Source organism: Parasphingopyxis marina (assembly GCF_014237875.1).
GTDB lineage: Bacteria > Pseudomonadota > Alphaproteobacteria > Sphingomonadales > Sphingomonadaceae > Parasphingopyxis > Parasphingopyxis marina.
The window spans coordinates 1,143,059-1,164,914 of the sequence record NZ_JACJVJ010000002.1 but is presented as its reverse complement, the minus strand read 5'-3'; the positions used below and the strand labels follow the sequence as shown (position 1 = coordinate 1,164,914).

Annotated in this window: 21 protein-coding genes; 15 read left to right on the top strand and 6 right to left on the bottom strand. The window is 64.5% G+C overall.

Annotation, left to right across the window (positions count from 1 at the left end):
* Positions 1 to 86 precede the first annotated feature (86 nt).
* From H6P80_RS14425 to ligA, 5 genes are all read left to right on the top strand, one after another.
* The gene (locus tag H6P80_RS14425; RefSeq protein ID WP_185802042.1) at positions 87 to 887 is read left to right on the top strand and encodes an outer membrane protein assembly factor BamD; all 801 of its coding nucleotides are present in this window, start codon (positions 87 to 89) and stop codon (positions 885 to 887) included.
* Positions 888 to 969: 82 nt separating this feature from the next.
* Complete coding sequence (recN, locus tag H6P80_RS14420; RefSeq protein ID WP_185802041.1) at positions 970 to 2,631, top strand: DNA repair protein RecN; 1,662 nt, start codon at positions 970 to 972, stop codon at positions 2,629 to 2,631.
* On the top strand, positions 2,631 to 3,128 hold the full coding sequence (locus H6P80_RS14415; protein ID WP_185802040.1) for a HEAT repeat domain-containing protein: 498 nt from the start codon (positions 2,631 to 2,633) through the stop codon (positions 3,126 to 3,128). Before recN ends, H6P80_RS14415 begins: the two co-directional genes overlap by 1 nt.
* A 58-nt stretch (positions 3,129 to 3,186) precedes the next feature.
* Positions 3,187 to 3,522 (top strand): putative quinol monooxygenase, encoded by a 336-nt coding sequence (locus H6P80_RS14410; protein ID WP_185802039.1) that lies wholly within the window; start codon positions 3,187 to 3,189, stop codon positions 3,520 to 3,522.
* Positions 3,523 to 3,658: 136 nt separating this feature from the next.
* Positions 3,659 to 5,800, top strand: a complete 2,142-nt coding sequence (gene ligA / locus H6P80_RS14405; protein WP_185802038.1) for an NAD-dependent DNA ligase LigA — start codon at positions 3,659 to 3,661, stop codon at positions 5,798 to 5,800.
* Positions 5,801 to 5,941: 141 nt separating this feature from the next.
* Here the strand turns inward: ligA and H6P80_RS14400 are convergent, their stop codons facing one another.
* The gene (locus H6P80_RS14400; protein ID WP_185802037.1) at positions 5,942 to 6,631 is read right to left on the bottom strand and encodes a TIGR02117 family protein; all 690 of its coding nucleotides are present in this window, start codon (positions 6,629 to 6,631) and stop codon (positions 5,942 to 5,944) included.
* Positions 6,632 to 6,699: 68 nt separating this feature from the next.
* On the opposite strand from H6P80_RS14400, the gene phhA reads away from it, so the two are divergent.
* Positions 6,700 to 7,581, top strand: coding sequence for a phenylalanine 4-monooxygenase (phhA, locus tag H6P80_RS14395; RefSeq protein WP_185802036.1), 882 nt, complete (start codon positions 6,700 to 6,702; stop codon positions 7,579 to 7,581).
* Here phhA and H6P80_RS14390 read toward each other — a convergent pair.
* Genes H6P80_RS14390 through H6P80_RS14380 form a run of 3 tightly spaced genes read right to left on the bottom strand, consistent with a single transcriptional unit; the run spans position 7,526 to position 10,544 of the window.
* A complete protein-coding gene (locus H6P80_RS14390) occupies positions 7,526 to 8,467 on the bottom strand; it encodes a 50S ribosomal protein L11 methyltransferase (RefSeq protein ID WP_185802035.1) in 942 nt (313 codons plus the stop codon). The two genes, phhA and H6P80_RS14390, sit on opposite strands and share 56 nt — an antisense overlap.
* Complete coding sequence (locus tag H6P80_RS14385) at positions 8,457 to 9,179, bottom strand: SDR family NAD(P)-dependent oxidoreductase (protein WP_185802034.1); 723 nt, start codon at positions 9,177 to 9,179, stop codon at positions 8,457 to 8,459. The genes H6P80_RS14390 and H6P80_RS14385 overlap by 11 nt, the downstream gene beginning before the upstream one ends.
* Before the next feature lie 48 nt (positions 9,180 to 9,227).
* Positions 9,228 to 10,544 carry a methyl-accepting chemotaxis protein gene (locus tag H6P80_RS14380; protein ID WP_185802033.1) on the bottom strand — a complete coding sequence of 439 codons (1,317 nt, stop codon included), beginning with the start codon at positions 10,542 to 10,544 and terminating at the stop codon, positions 9,228 to 9,230.
* A gap of 169 nt (positions 10,545 to 10,713) precedes the next feature.
* Here H6P80_RS14380 and sdhC point away from each other — a divergent pair, with 169 nt between their 5' ends.
* Genes sdhC through H6P80_RS14355 form a run of 5 tightly spaced genes read left to right on the top strand, consistent with a single transcriptional unit; the run spans position 10,714 to position 15,758 of the window.
* Positions 10,714 to 11,151 (top strand): succinate dehydrogenase, cytochrome b556 subunit, encoded by a 438-nt coding sequence (gene sdhC, locus H6P80_RS14375; protein ID WP_185802032.1) that lies wholly within the window; start codon positions 10,714 to 10,716, stop codon positions 11,149 to 11,151.
* Positions 11,151 to 11,537 (top strand): succinate dehydrogenase, hydrophobic membrane anchor protein, encoded by a 387-nt coding sequence (gene sdhD / locus H6P80_RS14370; RefSeq protein ID WP_185802031.1) that lies wholly within the window; start codon positions 11,151 to 11,153, stop codon positions 11,535 to 11,537. The genes sdhC and sdhD overlap by 1 nt, the downstream gene beginning before the upstream one ends.
* Positions 11,537 to 13,366 carry a succinate dehydrogenase flavoprotein subunit gene (gene sdhA / locus H6P80_RS14365; RefSeq protein ID WP_185802030.1) on the top strand — a complete coding sequence of 610 codons (1,830 nt, stop codon included), beginning with the start codon at positions 11,537 to 11,539 and terminating at the stop codon, positions 13,364 to 13,366. The genes sdhD and sdhA overlap by 1 nt, the downstream gene beginning before the upstream one ends.
* Before the next feature lie 14 nt (positions 13,367 to 13,380).
* Positions 13,381 to 14,682: a M20/M25/M40 family metallo-hydrolase gene (locus H6P80_RS14360; protein ID WP_235973893.1), complete on the top strand. Its 1,302-nt coding sequence runs from the start codon at positions 13,381 to 13,383 to the stop codon at positions 14,680 to 14,682.
* Between the two features lie 56 nt (positions 14,683 to 14,738).
* The gene (locus H6P80_RS14355) at positions 14,739 to 15,758 is read left to right on the top strand and encodes a C13 family peptidase (RefSeq protein ID WP_185802029.1); all 1,020 of its coding nucleotides are present in this window, start codon (positions 14,739 to 14,741) and stop codon (positions 15,756 to 15,758) included.
* A gap of 3 nt (positions 15,759 to 15,761) precedes the next feature.
* On the opposite strand, the gene H6P80_RS14350 is transcribed toward H6P80_RS14355, so the two are convergent.
* Positions 15,762 to 17,036, bottom strand: coding sequence for a gallate dioxygenase (locus H6P80_RS14350; protein WP_185802028.1), 1,275 nt, complete (start codon positions 17,034 to 17,036; stop codon positions 15,762 to 15,764).
* A 127-nt stretch (positions 17,037 to 17,163) separates the two neighbouring features.
* Positions 17,164 to 18,312, bottom strand: coding sequence for an alpha-hydroxy acid oxidase (locus H6P80_RS14345; protein ID WP_185802027.1), 1,149 nt, complete (start codon positions 18,310 to 18,312; stop codon positions 17,164 to 17,166).
* Positions 18,313 to 18,420: 108 nt separating this feature from the next.
* Here H6P80_RS14345 and H6P80_RS14340 point away from each other — a divergent pair, with 108 nt between their 5' ends.
* From H6P80_RS14340 to zapE, 4 genes are all read left to right on the top strand, one after another.
* Entirely contained in the window at positions 18,421 to 19,425 is a 1,005-nt protein-coding gene (locus H6P80_RS14340; RefSeq protein WP_328805026.1) for a D-alanine--D-alanine ligase family protein, read from the top strand.
* Positions 19,426 to 19,492: 67 nt separating this feature from the next.
* Complete coding sequence (locus H6P80_RS14335) at positions 19,493 to 20,275, top strand: succinate dehydrogenase iron-sulfur subunit (protein ID WP_185802025.1); 783 nt, start codon at positions 19,493 to 19,495, stop codon at positions 20,273 to 20,275.
* Entirely contained in the window at positions 20,268 to 20,729 is a 462-nt protein-coding gene (locus tag H6P80_RS14330; RefSeq protein ID WP_328805025.1) for a PaaI family thioesterase, read from the top strand. Before H6P80_RS14335 ends, H6P80_RS14330 begins: the two co-directional genes overlap by 8 nt.
* Positions 20,726 to 21,838 carry a cell division protein ZapE gene (gene zapE, locus H6P80_RS14325; RefSeq protein ID WP_185802023.1) on the top strand — a complete coding sequence of 371 codons (1,113 nt, stop codon included), beginning with the start codon at positions 20,726 to 20,728 and terminating at the stop codon, positions 21,836 to 21,838. Before H6P80_RS14330 ends, zapE begins: the two co-directional genes overlap by 4 nt.
* The last annotated feature ends 18 nt before the right edge of the window (positions 21,839 to 21,856 follow it).

The following is a 21,856-nucleotide window of genomic DNA, read 5'->3' as shown; positions in this document are numbered from 1 at the left end:
CGGAACCCTGCCGCGTCCGCCCCTTGTGGCCCGAGGGTGATCTCCTCTCTTGGCGGGGGCATCGCGCTGCGCTAGAGGCTTGGCTTATGCGTATCCAGTCCCGCCCCGCGGCGCTTCTCCTTGCCGCCGCCGCAGCTCTTCCGCTCGCTTCGTGCGCCGGTCCGAGCGCCCAGACCCGTGCCGATACCCGCTATGTCGCGAGTGACGTCAACACGCTCTACAATCTTGCCAAGGATCGGCTCGACCGGAACCAATATGGGATCGCCGCGGCGATCTTTTCCGAAGTCGAACGCCAGCATCCCTATTCGCCTTGGGCGCGGCGGGCGCAGCTGATGGCGGCCTATGCCTTTTACGAGGACGGGGAATTCACCCAGTCGATCGCCGCCGCGCAGCGCTTCCTGTCGATCCATCCGGGCAACCGGGACGCGCCCTATGCCTATTATCTGATCGCGATGTGCTATTACGACCAGATCTCGGATATCACCCGCGACCAGTCGACGACGATCCTCGCGCAGACGGCGCTCAACGAAGTCGTCCGCCGCTATCCGCAGAGCGTCTATGCCGCCGATGCGCGCCTGAAGCTCGATCTCGTCAACGATCATCTGGCCGGCAAGGAAATGGAGATCGGCCGCTTCTACCAGCGCCGTCGCCAGTGGCTTGCCGCGACGATCCGGTTCCGCTCGGTCGCCGAACAATATCAAACGACGACGCATGCGCCCGAAGCGCTGATGCGGCTCACCGAAAGCTATCTTGCGCTCGGCCTTGTCGAAGAGGCGCGCCGCGCGGCGGCCGTGCTCGCGCACAATTATCCCGAAACGCGCTGGTACAACCGTGCCTATGAGCTGATGCAGGAATATGGCGGCCCGGCTGCCCCCAGCGCCGACTAGCAGTGCAGACTAGCAGCGCCGATTAACAGAGCCGCGATCCGGGGCGCTGTTCCCGGCGTTCATTTGCGCTAAAAGCCGGTTCATGCTGACCGGCCTTTCCATTCGCGATGTCGTGCTGATCGAGGCGCTCGACCTGCGTTTCGAGGCGGGCCTCGGCGCGCTGACCGGGGAAACCGGCGCGGGCAAGTCGATCCTGCTCGATGCGCTGGGCCTGGCGCTGGGCGTCCGCGCCGATAGCGGGCTGGTGCGGCAGGGCGCAGAGCGCGCCGTCGTCAGCGCCACCTTCGATCTTCCCCCCAGCCACCCCGTCGGGCTGCTGCTCACCGAAAGCGGGCTCGATGCCGAACCCGGCGAACCGCTGATCGTCCGCCGCATCGTCAAGGCGGATGGCGGCAGCCGGGCGAGCGTCAACGACCAGCCGGTTTCGGCGGCGCTGCTGCGGGAGATTGGCGGGCTGCTGGTCGAGGTGCATGGCCAGCATGACGATCGCGGGCTGCTCAATCCCAGGGGCCATCGCGCGCTGCTCGATATTTTCGGGGCGATCGACCTTGATCCGCTGGCCGGATGCTGGGCCGAGTGGCGGGCGGCCGAAGAGGCGCTGGCCGATGCGCGTGCCGAGGTGGAAGAGGCCGAGCGCGACCGCGAATTTCTCGCCCATGCCGTGAAGGAACTGCAATCGCTGGCTCCCCAGCCGGGCGAGGAAGCCGAACTCGCCGAGGCGCGCGCGACGATGCAGAAGGGCGACCGGATCTCGGGCGATCTCGGCGAAATCGCGGAACTGCTCGATGGATCGGACGGCGGCCTTGCCAAGCTGCGCCAGGCGGCGCGGCGCGCCGACCGGATCGCGGGAGAGCATGAACTGCTCGGCGAGGCGCTGGCGGCGCTGGACCGGGCGCTGATCGAAGCCGATCTCGCCGAGGAAAAGCTGGCCGAGGCCGCGCATATCCTCGCCTTCGATCCCCAGCGGCTCGACGAGGCGGAAACACGGCTGTTCGATATCCGCGCGCTCGCCCGCAAGCACCGGGTCGAGCCTGACGCGCTGCCGCAGCTTGCCGAGGAAATGGCGGCAAAGCTGGAGCGGATCGAAGCGGGCGGCGCGCATCTTGCCGCGCTGGAAGCCGATGTCGCGGCCAAGCGCGAGGCCTATGGAACGGCGGCGGAAACCGTGAGCAAGGCGCGCGCTTCTGCGGCAAAAAAACTCGACAAGGCGGTCGCCGCCGAACTCGCACCGCTCAAGCTCGATGCCGCGCAATTCCGCACCGCGGTCGATACGCTGGACGAGGCGCAATGGACGGCGGAAGGGCGGGACAGGATCGCTTTCGAAATCTCGACCAATCCCGGCGCGCCTTTCGGCCCGCTGGCGAAGATCGCTTCGGGCGGCGAACTCTCCCGCTTCATCCTCGCACTCAAGGTCGCGCTCGCCGAACAGGGCGGCGCGGCGACGATGATCTTCGACGAGATAGACCGCGGCGTCGGCGGCGCCGTGGCGAGCGCGATCGGCGAACGGCTCTCGCGGCTGGCGGAAGGCGCGCAGCTGCTTGTCGTCACCCACAGCCCGCAGGTCGCCGCCCGCGCCGGCCATCAATGGCAGATCGCGAAAAGCTCCGACGGCCTCGTCACCCGCACCGGCGTCCAGCGTCTGGGCGATGCCGAACGCCGCGAAGAAATCGCCCGCATGCTCTCGGGCGCCGAGATCACCGACGAAGCGCGCGCGCAGGCGGAACGGCTGCTGGAGGGGGTGTGATGGGTGCTCCGGCTGACGAACAGCGGAACATTCTCGTCTTGCTTCGAAGTCGCGACGCGGAAGAATTCGATGTTGAAACTCTGCTCGGATGGATGGCGCACGAAAATGCAGAAATCCGGGATTGGGCTACGTTCAATCTCGGTACGCAGACGGATGAAGATTCCATCGATGTACGACAAGCTCTAGCCGATCGGTTGGTTGATCCCGACGGCGATACGAGAAGTGAAGCGCTCGTGGCTCTTGCGCGCCGTCGCGACGTGCGGGCGCTTGCTCCGCTCATTGACGCACTGAACGGCGACACCGTCGACAGGCTCATGGTCGAAGCAGCGGGCTATTTCTCGCGGCCCGAGCTGGTAGAGCCGTTGCAGTCATTGCGGGGATGGTGGGACGACGAAGACGAATATGACGCGCGGCTTCTGGCGGACGCGCTGCTTGCATGTCGCACTGGTGCAATTCCGAGTACATTCTTTGACTTGATCACAGCCAACGATGGATAGCTGCAAGCAATCTGACCGGCGGACAATATTGAAAGGCGCTGGTGCGCTAGCCGTGGCAATGGGATTAGGTTTGGAGGTGAAGGCGATGGAAGAAGTCACGCTATACGGATTGATCGGCCAGATGATGGCGCTGCCGGGGCGGCGCGCCGAGCTGATCGCGATTCTTGCCGAAGGGACGACGGAGATGCCCGGCTGCCTTTCCTATGTCATCGCCGAGGACCGCGAGGATGAAGACGCGCTCTGGATTACCGAGATCTGGGACAGCGAGGAACACCACGCCGCCTCGCTCCAGCTGCCCGCCGTGCAGGACGCGATCGCGCGCGGCCGTCCATTGATGGCCGGTTTCGGCCAGCGCTTCGAAACGACGCCGGTGGCGGGCGTTTCCTTCGACTGAGGCGAAAAAATCCTGTCCTATCCGGCCTGTCGCTGGCATCACACATGGTGACAACGGACAGCAGGATGACGACGATCTTCTCGCCTTTTTACGCTCCCCATATGCGCGACCTTCGTGAAGTTTCGAAAGGCGCGCGATGAGTGGGGCAGAGATCAGCGAAGCCGAAGCCGCCAATGAATTGATGCGGCTGGCCAAGGCCGTCGCCAAACACAACAGGCTCTATCACGCCGAAGATTCGCCGGAGATTTCGGATGCGGACTATGACGCGCTGATCCGCCGCAATGCCGAGCTGGAAGCGCAGTTTCCGCATCTGGTGCGCGAGGACAGCCCGTCCAAACAGGTCGGCGCGGAGATCGACCATTCGCCGCTCTCCAAGGTCACGCACGAACAGCGGCTCTATTCGCTCGACAATGGGTTTTCGGACGAGGATATCGCCGAATTCCTCGCCCGTATCCGCCGCTATCTCAATCTCGACGACAGCGAGACGGTCACCCTGACCGCCGAGGACAAGGTCGACGGGCTCTCGCTGTCGATCCGCTACGAGGGCGGCACGCTGGTGCAGGCGGCGACCCGCGGCGACGGGCAGGTCGGCGAGGATGTGACCGCCAATGCGCGGACGATATCCGATATTCCGCAGGAACTGCCCAAGGGCGCGCCCGAGACGTTCGAGGTGCGCGGCGAGGTCTATATGTCGAAAGCGGCCTTTGCCGCGCTCAACGCGCGGCAGGCCGAGGCCGACGAAAAGATCTATGCCAATCCGCGCAATGCCGCCGCCGGTTCGCTGCGCCAGATCGACGCGGAGATCACGCGCAGCCGCGCGCTGAGCTTTCTCGCCCATGGCTGGGGCGTGGCCAGCGCCGTGCCCGGCGAAACCCAGTTCGACGTGATGCGGGCCATCGAAAGCTGGGGCTTTCCGGTGTCCGAGCATCTGAAGCGTTTCGAGGCGCTGGAACCGATGCTGGATCATTACCGCGCCATCGAACGCCAGCGCGCGGACATGGCCTATGATATCGACGGCGTCGTCTACAAGGTGGACCGGCTCGACTGGCAGGCGCGGTTGGGCTTCGTCGCCAAGGCGCCGCGCTGGGCGTTGGCGCATAAATTCCCGGCCGAACGCGCCGAGACGACCTTGGAGGCGATCGATATCCAGGTAGGCCGCACCGGCAAGCTGACCCCGGTCGGGCGGCTGGTGCCGGTAACGGTCGGCGGCGTGGTCGTCTCCAACGTCACCCTGCACAATCGCGACGAGATCGAACGGCTCGGCGTGCGCCCCGGCGACCGGATCGTCGTCCAGCGCGCCGGCGACGTCATCCCGCAGGTCGTCGAGAATCTGACGCGCGATGCAAAGCGCGATCCTTATATTTTTCCCGATCACTGCCCGCGCTGCCAGTCGGAGGCGATCGCGGAAGAAGGCGAGGTCGATGTCCGCTGCACCGGCGGCCTGATCTGTCCGGCCCAGCGCGTCCAGCGGCTCATTCATTTCGTCGGCCGCACGGCGATGGATATCGACGGGCTCGGCGAAAAGAGCATCCGCGAATTTTTCGATCTCGGCTGGCTGGAAAGCCCGGCCGATATCTTCCGCCTGCGCGAGAAGCGGGAGGCGCTGCTGGCGCGGGAGGGCTGGCAGGAAAAATCGGTCGACAACCTGTTGGCGGCGATCGAGGCGAAGCGGCAGCCCGATGCGGCGCGCCTGTTGTTCGGGCTCGGTATCCGCCAGATCGGCGCGGTGACGGCGCGCGACCTGCTCAAGGGGCTGGGCGACATTCGCCGGCTGCCGGGCAAGGCGGCGGAGATCCAGGCCTATCGCGAAGACAATCCGCGCGGCGACGAGGAATCGGCCGGCAAGTTCAACGCCCGCATGGCCGAGGCGGTCAAGCGGATCCTCGAAGTGCGGACCGACGGCATCGGCACGGCGGCGGGCTATGCGCTGGCCGACTTTTTCCACGAAGAACATAATCGCGCCGTCTGGAACGACCTGATCGGTGCGGAGCCGGGCCAGGGCGTCGTCGATCCGCCGCTCTATGTCGTCGAGACGACCGAGAGCCCGGTATCGGGCAAGACGGTGGTCTTTACCGGCAAGCTCGAAACGATGAGCCGCGACGAGGCCAAGGCGCAGGCCGAACGGCTCGGCGCCAAGGCGGCGGGCTCGGTCAGCGCGAAGACCGACCTGCTGGTCGCCGGGCCGGGCGCGGGGTCCAAGCTGAAAAAGGCCGCCGAACTCGGCATCGAGGTGATCGACGAGGCAGGCTGGGCGGAGATCGTCGCGGCGGCGGAATGACGGAGGGGCGGGGGACTGTCAGGGTCGAAAAGCCTGTCCTATTCGTGCCTCTCTCTGATAGCATCGCGTCATGGCCAATAGGGACGCCTTTATCGCGGATTTTGGGCGACTGGGTTGCCCGCTTTTACCCCCGCTCCTGTGTCAATCAGTGTCAACCGCGTGTGACCTTAGCCAGCGCATCACGCCGAAATTGAACGGCGTCCAGGCGCCCATCCGCACGCCGGCGTCGCGCAGTACCGATCCGGTCCATTCGTTGCAGGTGCGCAAGGCGTTGTACCGGCCATGCGCCTCGTAAAAGACGTCGTTGGCGCCATAGCCGGCAATGGGCTGGGACCGCCCCTCGGCGTCGAGCGCGAAGCGGGCGCGGATCGCGCTGGCGATACGGCGATATTGTTCCGGCGCCACCCGGAGCGGGCGGAGGTTTTCGCCTGGCCGGGGCGTGCCGATATGATCGACATGGAGCAGCGTCCCTTCGCTGCCGATCAGCGCGGCAAGTGCGGTCGACGCCTTGAGATCGCCCCATGTCGGCGTTTCGAGATAGAAGCCGCGGTCGCCCCAGCCGAACAGCAGGTGATCGCTGGCACGGCGCGGATCGCCGAGATGTTCGGGGCGGACGAGATCGCTCCAGTCGGCAATCGCATTCTCCCGCGGCAACACGAGGCCGGTATGGATGCCATTGTCGTGAACATAGAGCAGGATGCCGGTGTCGGGTTCCTCCCAATCGGCGTTGGCCGGGATGAGCGAACCGCCGATTCCGGCGAGGATATAGAGGGCGATAATCGCGCCCAGCCGCAGGAGATTGCGGGTTATCGCGGTTCGCAGCAGCCTCATCGCATTTCCATCGTTCCCGGAGCGTTCCTTAATTCGTCCTTAGCGCCCTTTACTGCTATATCGGCCCCATGAACGAAGAAAGTCATGTCTTGGAAAAGCCGCCCGAAGGCGCGAGCGCCGACTGGACGATTCCGCAGGATTGGGCGGCCTATTCGGCGCAGGAGCATGCCACCTGGGATATCCTGTTCGAACGCCAGGCGAAGCAGTTGCCGGGCCGGGCGAGCGAAGCGTTTCTTGCCGGGGTCGATGTGCTCAAGCTGTCGAAACCCGGAATTCCCGATTTCGAGGAACTGTCCGAACGGCTGATGAAGCTCACCGGCTGGCAGGTCGTCGCCGTGCCCGGGCTCGTCCCCGACGCGGTGTTTTTCGATCATCTCGCCAATCGCCGCTTCGTTGCCGGCAATTTCATCCGCAAGCGCGAGCAGCTCGATTATCTGCAGGAGCCGGACGTCTTTCACGACGTGTTCGGCCATGTGCCGATGCTCGCCAACCCGGTGTTCGGCGATTATATGGAAGCCTATGGCCGGGGCGGGCTTCGGGCTCTCGAATATGACAGTCTCGATCATCTCGCCCGGCTCTACTGGTACACGGTCGAGTTCGGGCTGATCGAGGAGGCCGGCGATTTGCGGATCTACGGATCGGGCATCGTATCGAGCCATGGTGAGAGCGTCTTCGCGCTCGACGATCCGAGCCCCAACCGGATCGCCTTCGACATGAAACGGGTGATGCGCACCAATTACCGGATCGACGATTTCCAGCAGGTCTATTTCGTGATTCCGAGCTTCGAGGAATTGCTGCGGGTAACGGTCGAGACCGATTTTGCGCCGCTCTATGGCGAACTGGAAAATGCCAGCGATTTCGGCCCCGCCGATATCGCGGAAGGCGATATCCTGCTTACGCGCGGGACGCAGGCCTATGCCTGCGAACGCGCCGCCGCTTCTCCAGCCTGAGGATCGTCCACACGTCGCGGTCGATGCGTTCGGCGAGGCGAAAGCGCTGCCGCCGATAGGCGCTCGCGACCGCATCGGCCTGATGGCTGAGCAGCCCGGCCAGCACCATCGAGCCGCCCTCGCGCGTGGCATGGGCGAAGGCCGGGGCGAGGTCGATCAGCGGCTTGGCGAGGATATTGGCGATCAGCAGGTCATAGGGCGCCCGTGCGCGCAGCCGCCGATGGACGAGCCCGGCGGCGATCACCAGTTCGAGCTGCCCCGGGCCTGCGCCGAGGGGAATCGCGTTGATCGCCGCATTCTCCTGCGCGATCTCGATAGCGAGCGGATCGACGTCGGACGCGATTATCCGCGCCCGCGGCCAGAGCGCCCGCGCGCCAAAGGCGAGCAGCCCCGTCCCCGTGCCGATATCGGCAATATCGCGATAGCGCCGCCCGGCCGATTTCAGCCGGTCGATCATCGCCAGGCAGCCGGCGGTGGTCTCGTGCTGGCCGGTGCCGAAGGCGCGGCTGGCGTCGATCTCGAAGGCGATCGCGCCCTCCGGCACGGCATCGGCATGTTGGGGCGTATAGACGAAGAAGCGGCCCTCGCGGATCGGCTCGAGATCCTGCTGGCTGATCGTGACCCAGTCCTGCTCGTCAAGTTTCTCGACTACGGGTTTCGATCGGGCCGCGCTCGGCACGAGCCGCCGCGTCATGGCGACGGTGTCGGCCGAAGGCTCTTCCTCGAAATAGACGTCGAGCCGCCATTCGTCCGGCTTCGTCGCGTCGATCTCGCTGGTCATTAGCACCGGCACGGGATCGAGCGCGGCCAGCGGCGTGATATCGTCCTTCAGGATTTCCGCCTCGGCGCGCGTGCAGGGCAGGGTGAGTTTCCAGCTATCGGACAAAGCTTGCCCCGTTCACATCGAGGACGGCGCCGGTCATCGAGGGCGGGGCGTCGAGCGCGCAGAAGCGGATCGTTTCGGCGACTTCCTCGGGCGTCGCGACGCGGCCGAGCGGTATATCGCGCAGCAGCTTCTCGCCGCCCCGGCTTTCGAGATAGTCCTCGGCCATGCCGGTCATCGTGAAGCCGGGGCAGATGGTGAAGGCGAGGATATTCTGCGCCGCATAACCGCGCGCGATCGTCTTGGTCATTGCGACCATACCGCCCTTGGACGCCGCATAATGCCAGTGATCGGGACTGTCGCCGCGATAGGCGGCGCGGCTCGCGACATTCACGATGCGCCCGCCGCCGATTTCCTGGAAATGCCGTACGGCCAGGCGGCAAAGCTCGGCCGAAGCCGTCAGGTTGATCCGCATGGTCCGCTCGAAATCGGCGAGCCATGCTTCGTCGGATTGGTCTATCGACGAGGCCTCGAACACGCCGGCATTGTTGACGAGAATGTCGATCCGGCCGCCGAGCAGCTCGAGCGCCTGGCGCCATGTGTCGGCGGCGGTACCGGGTTCGCTGAAATCGCCGGCGATGGCGATGCCGGGCTCGGTCCTGGTCGCGTGGCAGGCGAGTGTCGCGCCCGCCTCGAGAAGCGCGGAGGCCGCGGCCTTGCCGATGCCGCGCCGCGCGCCCGTGATCAGAACATGCGCTGAGGGTGTTTCGGTCATCCGGCCAGCCTAGGCGGGGCGGATGCCGAACGAAAGGCCGGAAGACGCCTAGCCGGCGAGGAAGCGCTGGACGAACTCGCCCGCCGCGGTCTGCAGCTTCTGGAGATGACCGTCGACTTCGCGGAAGCCGCTCGAAACCTTGCTGATGTCGGTCGACACGCTCTCGCTGTCTTCGCGAATGGCGGCGATCGTGCCGGACATCGAGTCCGCGGCGAGCGCGGTTTCGTCGACGGCGGCGGTGATCGTCGTCACCGTCTGTGCCTGATGCTCCATGGCCGACCGGATACGCGTCGCGGAGGATTGGACTTCGGAAACCGTCTGGCGGATCGATTCATTGGTCTCGACGGTCTGGGTGGTCGCGGCCTGGATCGCGGCGATCTTGTTGGCGATATCGTCGGTGGCTTGCGCGGTCTGGTTGGCGAGCGTCTTCACTTCCTGGGCGACGACCGCGAAACCGCGGCCTGCATCACCGGCGCGCGCGGCCTCGATGGTCGCGTTGAGCGCCAGCAGGTTGGTCTGCCCGGCAACGTCGCGGATCAGGCCGAGAATCGATTCAATCGAGACCGTGTGTTCGGAAAGCGCTTCGGAAACGCGGACCGCTTCCTGCGCCTGTTCGGATGCGCGGGTTGCGACGTCGGCCGAGGATTCCACCTCGGCGCGCGCTTCTTCGATGGCCCGGATCAGGCCGGCAGCGGTCTGCGCGGCTTCGCGCATCGCGATTGCGGACTGTTCGGCGGCCGCGGCAACTTCCGAGGCCTTGCCCAGCATGCCCTGAACCGAGCGCGAGGCGTCGTTGGTGTTTTCCATCGCCGCCTGGCTGTCGTCGGTAGCGGCCTGCACCGTCGCTTCGATCAGTTCGCGGAACATCTGGGTATTTTCCTGCCGCGCTTCTTCCTGCTTTTTGCGCAGGACGGCGTTGATCGAGTCAGACCGGATTTCGAATTCCAGCCCGGTGAAAATGATCAGCGCCTGCGACAGACCCTGCATCTTCCCCTGATCGTCACCGACCTTGTCCCGGAGATAATCGAGGATCTTGTTGTTGGCGAACGCCAGGGTTCCGTAAAGGTCCCGCGGCTGGATACCCATTTCCAATATGCTGATCGCGCCGGCCTGGGCGAGTTTCACCCATTCTTCGTCATGCGGCCGGTTCAGCTTTTCGCGGGTATAGCCGATGGAGCTTTCGAACGCTTCCTTCTTGAGGTCTTCGGGCATACGGGCGACCGGTTCGCTGACTTCGGCAAACCGCTTCCAGAATATCTCGCACAGCTCCCGCTCATAGCCATCGACCAGCCGGCCGATTTCCTTGATTCGCGCTTCCAGGGTGCCGTCATGATCGAAAGCAGCAAAATGATCCTTGATGCCCATAATGTAGGTCTCGCCCGCTCATTTCTATACGGTTCGCAGCCATAGGGCGTATTGGTTAATAGCAGGTTATGCGCCGCCGAAATTCGCAGCGGGGCTGCGACGTGCGGTTGCATGGAAATGCGGTTCGGTTAAGAGGAACCGGCAACAGGAAAAACCACAGGCTAAGCCCATGTCCCGCAATCCCGACCGGCCATTGTCGCCGCATCTCATGCATTGGAAATGGGGGCCGCACATGCTGGTCTCGATCCTTCACCGGATGGCGGGCGTCGGCCTGGCGGTCGTCGGCGGACTGCTGCTCGCCTGGTGGCTGCTCTCCGCGGCAAGCGGGGAAGCGGCCTATGAGAGCTTTCTCGACTGGTTCACTGTCGATAGCGGCGCGATCAACATTATCGGCGTGATATTCTGCGTCGGGCTGACCTGGGCGTTCTTCCAGCACCTGTTCAACGGCCTGCGGCATTTCGTGCTCGATATGGGGGCCGGATACGAGCTCAAGACCAACCGGCGCTGGGCGCTCATCGTCGTCTGGGGCGCGATCCTCGCGACCGCGGGCCTCTGGGTCTGGCTGCTGTGGCCGGCGCTGGTCAATATCTCGGCGGGAGAATTCTGATGGGCACAGGCACCGGATTGGGCCGGGTCCGCGGCCTCGGCTCCGCCAAGCAGGGCGCGCATCACTGGTGGCAGCAACGGCTGACGGCGGCGGGCAATGTGCTGCTCGTCAGCTGGTTTGTCCTCTCGCTGCTGCGCCTGCCGGATCTCAGCTATTCCGTCGTTACCGACTGGCTGTCGTCCCCGCTCGTCGCGATCGCGATGATCCTGCTTTCGGCCAATGTCTTCTGGCATCTGCGGCTGGGCCTGCAGGTCGTGATCGAGGATTATATCGAGAATGAGGCGACCAAGCTCGCCGTCATCCTGCTCATCAACTTCTATGCGGCGGGTGGCGCGGCTGTCGCGATCTTCTCCATCGCCAAAATCGCTTTCGGGGGCGCAGCCTGATGTCTGAGACCAGCCAGCAACCCGCTTACAAGATCATCGATCACAAATACGACACCGTCGTCGTCGGCGCGGGCGGTTCGGGCCTCCGCGCGACCATGGGATCGGCGGCCGGCGGCCTGCGCACCGCCTGCATCACCAAGGTTTTCCCGACGCGCTCGCACACCGTTGCCGCGCAGGGCGGCATCGCGGCCAGCCTCGGCAACAATTCGCCCGATCACTGGACCTGGCACATGTACGATACCGTCAAGGGATCGGACTGGCTCGGCGACCAGGACGCGATCGAATATATGGTGCGCGAAGCGCCCCAGGCGGTCTACGAGCTGGAACATGCCGGCGTGCCGTTTTCGCGCAACGACGACGGTACGATCTACCAGCGGCCGTTCGGCGGCCATATGCAGAATATGGGCGAAGGCCCGCCCGTCCAGCGCACCTGCGCGGCGGCGGACCGCACCGGGCACGCGATGCTCCACGCGCTCTACCAGCAGAGCCTACGGTTCGACGCGGATTTCTACATCGAATATTTCGCGCTCGACCTGATCATGGAAGATGGCGCCGATGGGCCGGTATGCCGCGGCGTGATCGCCATGTGCATGGAGGACGGCTCGATCCACCGGTTCAGCGCGCATAATGTCGTGCTGGCGACCGGCGGCTATGGCCGCGCCTATTTCTCCTGCACCTCGGCGCACACCTGCACGGGCGATGGCGGCGGCATGGTGCTGCGCGCGGGGCTTCCCTTGCAGGACATGGAGTTCATCCAGTTCCACCCGACCGGCATATACGGCGCCGGCGTTCTCATTACCGAGGGCGCGCGCGGCGAGGGTGGTTATCTGACCAATTCAGAGGGCGAGCGCTTCATGGAGCGCTATGCGCCGAGCGCCAAGGATCTCGCCAGCCGCGATGTCGTTTCGCGCTCGATGGCGATGGAAATCCGCGAAGGCCGCGGCGTCGGCAAGGAATCCGACCATATCTTCCTTCACCTCGATCATATCGACCCCAACATCCTCGCCGAGCGGCTGCCCGGCATTACCGAGAGCGGCAAGATCTTCGCCGGCGTCGACCTGACCCGCCAGCCGCTGCCGGTCGTGCCGACCGTCCATTACAATATGGGCGGCATCCCGACCAACTATCACGGCGAAGTCATCACCCTGAAGGACGGCAATCCCGATTCCGTCGTCCCCGGCCTGTTCGCGGTCGGTGAGGCGGCCTGCGTCTCGGTGCACGGCGCCAACCGGCTCGGCTCCAACTCGCTGATCGATCTCGTGGTGTTCGGCCGGGCGACGGGCCTGCGCGTCAACGAGATCACCAAGCCCGGCACGGCGCACAAGCCGCTGCCGTCCGATTCCGCAGACATGGCGCTCGAACGGCTCGATCATTTCCGCAACGCCGCCGGCGGCACCCCGACCGCGCAGATCCGCCTCGCCATGCAACGCGACATGCAGGCGCATTGCGCGGTCTTCCGCACCGAGGAGCTGATGGCCGAGGGCGTCGGCAAGCTCGATACGATCTACAAGGGCATGGAAGATATCTCCGTCACCGATCGCTCGCTGATCTGGAACAGCGACCTGATCGAGACGCTGGAACTCGATAACCTGATCAGCCAGGCCCATTGCACGATCAAGAGCGCGATCGCCCGCAAGGAAAGCCGCGGCGCCCATGCCCGCGAGGATTTTTCCGATCGCGACGACGAAAATTGGATGAAGCATACGCTGAGCTGGTTTGCGGGCTGGGGCGGCAAGGGTGGCGATGTCGCCCTCGACTATCGCCCGGTGCACGATTTCACGCTCACCGACGAGGCCACATACGTCGAACCGAAGGCGCGGGTATATTGATGCGGAGGCCGTCGATGCGCTTCGCCGCGCTCGCCCTTGCCTGCCTTGCCGGATTGGGCGCTCCTGCAGCGGCCGAGCTTTCTCCGGCCGAGCAGCAGATGTCCGAAACCGTCGATGCGGAGTATGAGCGCACGATCTCCGTGCTCGAAAATCTGGTCAACCAGAATTCCGGCACGCGCAACACCGAGGGCAATCGCGCCGTCATGGCGATGCTTCGACCGGAATTCGAGGCGCTGGGCTTTGCCGTCGAGATCATCGATCAGAGCGAGGTCGATCGGTCCGGCCATTTCTTCGCGCGGCACGAGGGACGCGAGGGCGGCACGCGGATGCTGCTGATCGGGCACACGGATACCGTGTTCGAACCCGATGCGCCTTTCCAGAGCTTCACCCGTAACGGCGACAGCGCGACCGGACCGGGCGTCGTCGACAACAAGGGCGGGGTTGCGATCATGCTCGCCGCGCTGCGGGCGATGCACGCGGCGGGCACGCTGGAGGACGCCAATATCGTCGTCGCGCTGACCGGCGATGAGGAGGATTTCGGCGAACCGGCGGAGATCGCCCGCCGCGATCTCGTCGAAGCCGGGCAATGGGCCGATGTCGCGCTGGGTTTCGAAAGTCTCGCGATCATGGACGGCAACGATATGGGCACGATCGCCCGGCGCTCGTCGAACAGCTGGCAGCTGACGACAAGCGGCATCCAGGGGCATAGCTCGCGCATCTTTTCCGAGCGCGCAGGCGACGGCGCGATCTACGAAATGGCGCGGATCATTTCGCGCTTCCGGGCAGAGCTGCCCGAACCCAATCTCACCTTCAATGTCGGGCTGATTGCCGGCGGCGATACCGCATCGCTCGACGAGCAAGGCGTGCGGGCCCAGGCGACCGGCAAGACCAATATCATCCCGGCCATCGCCATTGCGCGCGGCGATTTCCGCACGCTTTCGGACGAGCAGACGCAGCGCGTGCGCGAACGCATGGAAGCGATCGTCGCCGATCATGCGCCGGGCACGGGGGCAGAGATCGTGTTCGACCAGGGCTATCCGCCGATGGCGCCGACGGACGGCAATCGCGCGCTGTTCGAGCGGCTCAACCTCATCAATGCCGATCTTGGCCTGCCCGAAATGGGCCTGCTCGATCCGGCGATGCGCGGCGCGGCCGATATCTCCTTCGTCGCGCAATATGCCGATGCGCTGGCCGGCATGGGCGCGACCGGCGAGGGCAGTCACGGCCCCGAAGAGACGATGGATCTCACCGTCATTCCGCGGCAGGCGACGCGCGCGGCGATCCTGATGTCGCGGCTGGCGGCGGAGACGCGCTAGCCCCCCGCGCTTGACACCGCCCCCGCCGCTCCACAGAAATGGCGGCAAGGGGACAGATGCGCAAAACCGGGTTTCCGAACTGGCTGCTGACGCTCGCATTTGCGGGGCTCGCGGTTTTTGGAATGCCTGCAATCGCACAAACCGGATCGGCCGACGCCGTCCGCCATACGCGCGGCCTTCCCGGCTTCATTACCGGTATGCGGCCGTTCGAGGCGGCATATGGCGCCAATAACGGGCTTGCGATCGAGTACGGGATTTCGGCGCGGGAAGCGTTCGAAGATCACCAGCGGTTGGCTGCCGCGCTCGCCGCGCTTTCCCCGCAACGTCCCGGCACGGTCGATGCCTATGTGCTCTCCATCGCGCTGGACAGCGACCCGGTGTTCGGCCGCGAGGCAAGGGAGGCGGCGCGGGTGCTCGCCCGCCGCTACGACGCCGAAGGCCGGACGATCGTCCTCGCCTCGCCGGATGGAAACGGCGACAACAGCCATGCGCGCGGATCGCTGAACTCGCTCTCGGTCGCGCTGGCGCGGATTGCCGAGCTGATGGATAGCGACGAGGACGTGCTCGTCCTTTATGCGACGAGCCACGGTCTTCCGGTCGGCATGGTCTATTATTATGGCGATGCCGGCTATGGCAGCATCTCGCCGATGCGGCTTTCCGCGCTGTTGGGGGAGCTGCGCATCACCAACCGGCTGCTGATCATGAACGCCTGTTTCGCGGGCAGCTTCGTTCCGGCGCTGGCGAGCGAAACCAGCGTCGTCGTCGCGGCGGCGGCGGCGGATCGCACCTCGTTCGGCTGCGCGGCGACCAACGACTGGACCTATTTCGGCGACGCCTTTGTCAACCGCGCGCTGCGCCGTCCGCAACCGCTGGAACAGGCCTTCCAGCAGGCGCGGGTCAAGATCGCCGAATGGGAGGCCGATATCCGCATGACGCCGTCCGAACCGCAGATCGGGCAGGGCAGCCGCGCGGCGAGCTGGCTGGCGGTGCTCGAAAGCCGGATACCGCGTACCGCCTCGCGTCCGGTTGGCCGTCCGGCCAATGGCGACCGCCAGGCGGGCGGCGGCAACGACTAGCGGTCAGGCTTGCTGCTTGTCGGTCCCCGCGACCGAATAGGTGATCGCGGCGTTTCGCGTTTTCTGGAAATCCTCGATGCTTTCGCCGCGCATCGCCGCATAGATATGCGGGTTCGGCACATCGACGACCGCGCCGAGCTTTTCCAGCATGAAGAAGATCACGCCGTAATGGATCAGTCCCTGCCAGTCGCGATTGCGCACCAAGACGCGCTCTTCCTCGGTCAGCCCGGCTTCTTCGAAGGCGCGTTCCTCGTCCTCGACGAAAATCTTGCGCTTCTCCGGCTTCACCAGCTCGTGGAGGAAATTGTTGAGGCGGAAGGCGCGAACCGCGGTTTCGATGGTGAAGGGATAGGTCCCCTCCAGTTGCTCGGCGCCTTCGAGCTGTTCGTCCTTGCGGCGGCGCAGGCTCTCGATTTCCGCCTCGGGCCGGTCCTCGACATCGTCCTCCATCAACATGGTCGCGATCGGGCACATGGAGGGGAGGTAATAGGCCTGGTGCAGCAACTTCACCTTCGGCGCCATCGCGCCGCGCATCAGCAGCCACATCACCACCTCGGCGCCTTCCCAGCCGCCTTTCCTGGCATATTCGGCGATGGTGATTTCGGTCAGGCTTTCGGGATCGTTCACCAGCCGGTCCATGAACTCCGCGTCCCATTCGGGATCGTTGAAGCCCGCGCGCTCGCCATGCACCTGGTGCGATAGCCCGCCCGTGCCGGCGATCACGACCTTCAGGTCTTCCGGATAGCTCTGGATCGCGCGCCGGAGCGCCTTGCCGAACTTGTAGCAGCGCAGCGGCGTCGGCGTCGGTGGCTGGAGCACGCCCACCTGCAGCGGCACGAGTTTCATCGGCCAGCCGTCATGCTCTTCCAGCTTCACCAGCAGCGACATCGGCGAAAAGGCGCCATGATCCAGCCCCTTGTTCTGGAAATAGCTGAGGTCGAACTCCTGCGCGACCATCGCTTCGGCGATATGCTGCGCGAGCGCGGGGTGCCCCTCGATCGGCGCGATGTCGCGCGGCCCGCCACCCTCGTCGGCCGGGTGGAATGTGTCGCCCACACCCAGTGCGAAATGCGAATAATGATCGGCGAAGAAGGACGTCATGTGATCGTTGTAGATGTAGAAGATGACGTCCGGCTTCTTCTCCTCCAGCCAGTCCTGCACCGGCACATAGCCCTCGAAGATCGGTTTCCAGACCGGGTCGTCCTGCTTTTTCGCATCGACCGCGAAGCCGATGGTGGGCGTGTGCGAAGTGGCGATGCCGCCGATGATATCCGCCATGATGGGATCCTCTCTCGTCCGTCCCGCCCGGTTACGCGTCGATTCGGCGCGGTGCCGGCGTTTTTCGGACTATAGCAGAATATTGTTTGTGTTGCGGCCTATTTTTCCCGATGCGCCCCTTGCGGCGCTAGCGCCAGCGGATGTTCGCGCGGCTCAGATCGTCCACGCTCGCCATCCCCATCAGCTTCATGTCGCGGGCGATCTCGTCGCGCAGCCGGCCCAGCGCGCGCTCCACCCCGGCCTGGCCCGCGCCCGCCAGCGCATAAAGATAGAGGCGGCCGCCCGAGCAGGCCTTGGCGCCGACGCTCAAGGCTTTCAGCACATGGCTGCCGCGCCTTATGCCGCCGTCGCAAATCACGTCGATCCTGTCGGCCACCGCGTCGCAGATTTCGGCGAGCTGGTCGAAGGGCGCGCGGCTGCCGTCGAGCTGGCGTCCGCCATGGTTGGAAACGATCACCGCGGTCGATCCGATATCGGCGGCGCGCTTCGCGTCCTCGGCGGACATCAGCCCCTTGATCGCGAATTCGCCGCCCCAGTCCTTGGCGATCTGCTCGGCCGCCTTCCAGTCCATCGCGTCGTCGAGCATATTGTTGATATAGTCCTGCACGTTCATCGCGACGTCCGATCCCTGGGCGATATGGCCCGATAGGTTGGGCAGGTCGAACTTCTCATGGGTGAGATAGCTCGCCGTCCAATAGGGATGGGTGGCGAACTGCCAGGCGAGGCTGGGTGACATTTGGAGCGGCGTCGTGAAGCCGGAGCGCAGGTCGCGTTCCCGGTTGCCGCCCGCTGCGGTGTCGACGGTGACCGCGACGGCGTCGAAACCGGCTTCCTTGGCGCGGGCGAGCAGCGCGCGGTTCAGCCCCGGATCCTTGTGGACGTAGAACTGGAAGAGCTTGGGCGTGGAAACCGTCTCGCCGATTTCCTCCAGGCTCACCGTCCCTATCGTCGAGATACCGAAATAGGTGCCGAATTTCTCCGCCGCCTTGGAAACCGCGCGCTCGCCCTGCCAGTGGAACAGGCGCTGCATCGCGGTCGGCGAGCAGAAGAGCGGCATCGCGATCTTGCGCCCCAGCACGGTAGTGCTGAGGTCGGGCTGGGCGACGCCGGAAAGCACGTTCGGCACGAGGTCGCATCCGTCATAGGCTTCGACGTTGCGGCGCAGGGTCAGCTCGTCGTCGGCGCCGCCATCGATATAGTCGAAGATCGGTTTCGGCAGCCGCTGTTGCGCCAGCCGTCGGAAATCGGCGATATTATGGCAGTCTTTCAGGCGCATAGGCCGCTCGCTTCCCCCGTTTCCGGTCCGCACGATCATGCTGGCGGATATCCGGCTTCATCGCTAAAAGCCCGGCATCCGGGTTGCAACTTTCATCAGGACTTTTCCGTGGCACGTCTCGTCGAACCGCTCACCATTCCGCAGGAAGCAAAGGAGCGGTTGCGCATCCTGTTCATCGCCAAACATGCACTGTGGAGCGGTGGCCTTCATCCCGAAGACGGCAACCATGCCGTCTATCACCAGGAAGTCCGGACGATCCTCGAAGAGCTGGGTCTCAACCTGACGCTCGCCAACAGTTTCGACGCGCTGATCAAGGATCCCGATGTCGATTTCGTCTTCCCGCTGCTGAACCGCGCGGGTTTCGTGAATTCCGAAATGCTCGGCCCGTTGCTGTGCAACATGCACCGCATCGCCTATCTCGGCGCGAGCCCGATCGTTCGGGGCCTTTCCGACGACAAGCATCTTTCCAAGCTCGTAGCTGAACGCGCCGGCGTGCCGACCGCGCCTTGGACCTGCTATCGCCGCGGCGCACCGGTCGATGAAGCGGATTGCCCCAGGGCCGAGCGGCTGGTGATCAAGCCCAACGCGTCTTCCGCCTCCTGGGGCGTGCAGGACGCGCATGACTGGGCGGGCGTCGTCAACGCCGTCGCGGATATTCACGGCCAGGGCCATGACGCGATCGTCGAGCCGTTCCTCAACGGCAGCGATGTCGAGGTGCCGGTGCTGACGGTAGGCGATCCCATCGTCATGCCGATGCTGATATTCCAGCAGGCCGACCCTACCCATTTGCGGACCTATTACGAGAAACGCGACCTTGTCGGCCGGGCGCACAAATATTCGCTCGATCCGTTCGATGACGAGGAATGGGTGCCGAAAATCGCCGAGCTGACACACAAGCTGTTTCGCGAATTCCGGCCGTTCGATTATGGCCGTTTCGAATTCCGGCTAGATCGGGAAACCGGCGACGTGCAGTTCCTCGAGGTCAATCTCAACTGTAATCTATGGTCGGAAAAGGTCTTCGGCCGCGCCGCGGCGCTTGCCGGGCTGACCCAGGCCGAGCTGATCGAGACGATCCTCGCCGATAGCTTGCGGCGCAACGGGCTTATCGGCTGAAACTAGCCCTTCCATATGCGGCCTATGCCGTTATCTAGGGCATGTGCAGCAAGAAACCGGGTGAGAAATGGCCGAATTTACGCTTCCCAAGAACAGCAAGGTTCGCAAGAACGGCAAGGTCCATGCGTCCGACGCTGCCAACAAGAAGACGTTCAAGGTCTATCGTTACGATCCCGATAGCGGCGAAAATCCGCGCTACGATACGTTCGAGATCGATCTCGACGAGTGTGGGCCGATGGTGCTCGACGCGCTGATCAAGATGAAGGGCGAGCAGGATGCAACGCTCACCTTCCGCCGCTCCTGTCGCGAGGGGATTTGCGGCTCCTGCGCAATGAACATGGATGGATCGAACGGCCTCGCCTGCACGACCGCGATCGAGGACTGCAAGGGCAAGACCGTCACCATCACGCCGCTGCCGCATATGGACGTCGTCAAGGATCTCGTCCCCGACTTCACCCATTTCTACGCCCAATATGCCTCGATCCAGCCCTGGCTGAAGACCGAGACGCCCGAGCCTTCGGGCAAGGAACGGCTGCAAAGCCCCGAAGAACGCGCCAAGCTGGACGGGCTTTACGAGTGCATCCTGTGCGCATGCTGTTCGACAAGCTGCCCCAGTTACTGGTGGAATTCGGACAAGTTCCTCGGCCCCGCGATTCTGCTCCAGGCCTATCGCTGGCTTGCCGACAGCCGCGATGAACATACAGGCGAACGGCTCGATCAGCTGGAAGATCCGTTCCGCCTCTATCGCTGCCACACGATCATGAACTGCGCCAATGTCTGCCCCAAGGGGCTGTCGCCGGCGCGGGCGATCGCCGAGACCAAGAAGATGCTGGTCGAGCGCAGTGTCTGACGGCGATCCCGACGCCGCCTTCCTGTACGAACCCGACGAAGAGAATCCCGGCTGGTTTACCTGGGAACTAAGCGATCCGAGCCGCTTCAACGCGCTGCTCGGGCCGATGCGGGTGCGCCAGGAGGATGACGGTACGGTGCGCGTGCGCATCTATCCCGAACATGTACATTCCAACCTCTCCAACGCCGTCCATGGCGCGGTGACCCTGGGGCTGATCGATATTTCAATGTTCGCCGCCTCGCGCATGTTCGGATTGATCGAGGCGGGGACGGCGGTCACGCTCGATCTCTCGACCCAGTTTATCGGCCGGGGTGAGATCGGCCAGCCGCTCGATTCCGTCGTCGAGTTGCTGCGCGAGACCGGGCGGCTACTGTTCCTGCGGGGGCTTGTGGTGCAGGGCGATGAGCGGGTTGCCGGCTTTGCCGGAACGATCCGCAAGCCGACCCGGCGATGATCCGGCTCTCCCAACGCTATGATGCGCTTGTCGCGGCCGGCGAACTTCGCCCCGATGCCGATCAGCGCGCGGCTATCGACCATCTCGTTCGGCTAACCGAGGAACTGGAAACCGCGCCACGGCGTGGCAGCGTTTTGTGGCGGGCGCTCGGCAAGAAACCCGATCCGGTGCGCGGCGTGTATATGTGGGGCGGAGTCGGGCGCGGCAAATCGATGCTGATGGATCTGTTTTATGAAACCGTCGCGATCGAACGGAAGCGCCGGGTTCATTTCCACGAATTCATGATCGAAATTCACGAGCGCTTGCGAGCGGAGCGCGCGAAGGAGAAAGGCGATCCGGTGGAACCGGTGGCTATGGCGATCCGCGATGAGGCCAGGCTGCTCGCGCTCGACGAGATGGTCGTCAACAATACCGCCGATGCGGCGATCCTCTCGCGCCTGTTTACATCGCTGCTCGCGCACGGGGTAACGATCGTGACGACGTCGAACCGGCCGCCCAGCGATCTCTACAAGGATGGGCTGAACCGCGAACTGTTCCTCCCGTTCATCGCGCTGGTCGAGGAGCGGCTCGAGGTCGTGTCGCTCAACGGTCCGACCGATTACCGGCTGGAACGGCTGGGTGGTATGCCGACCTGGCATGTGCCGCTCGGAGACGAAGCGACGGCGGCGTTGCGCGAAGCCTTTTTCCGGCTGACCGACTATCCGCCCGAGGACGCCGCCAATGTTCCGTCGGAGGATATCGCGGTGCCCGGCGGGCGGACCATTCATGTGCCGAAATCGCTGAAAGGCGTCGCTGTCTTTTCGTTCAAACGGCTGTGCACCGAAGCGCGCGGCGCGCCCGATTATATCGCCGTTGCCCGGAAATATCACACGGTGTTCGTCGTCGGTATCCCCGTGATGGGAGCGGCGATGCGCAACGAGGCGGCGCGCTTCAAGGTCCTGATCGATGCGCTCTACGAACATAAGGTGAAGCTCCTCGCGTCCGCCGAAGCCGAAGCGCAGCAGCTATATGCCGAAGGCGACGGCGCCTTCGAATTCGAGCGCACGGCTTCGCGGTTGATCGAGATGCAATCGGCCGACTATCTCGCGCTCGGCCATGGTGCCGATTAGAGCGCTTTCGGCAGTTCC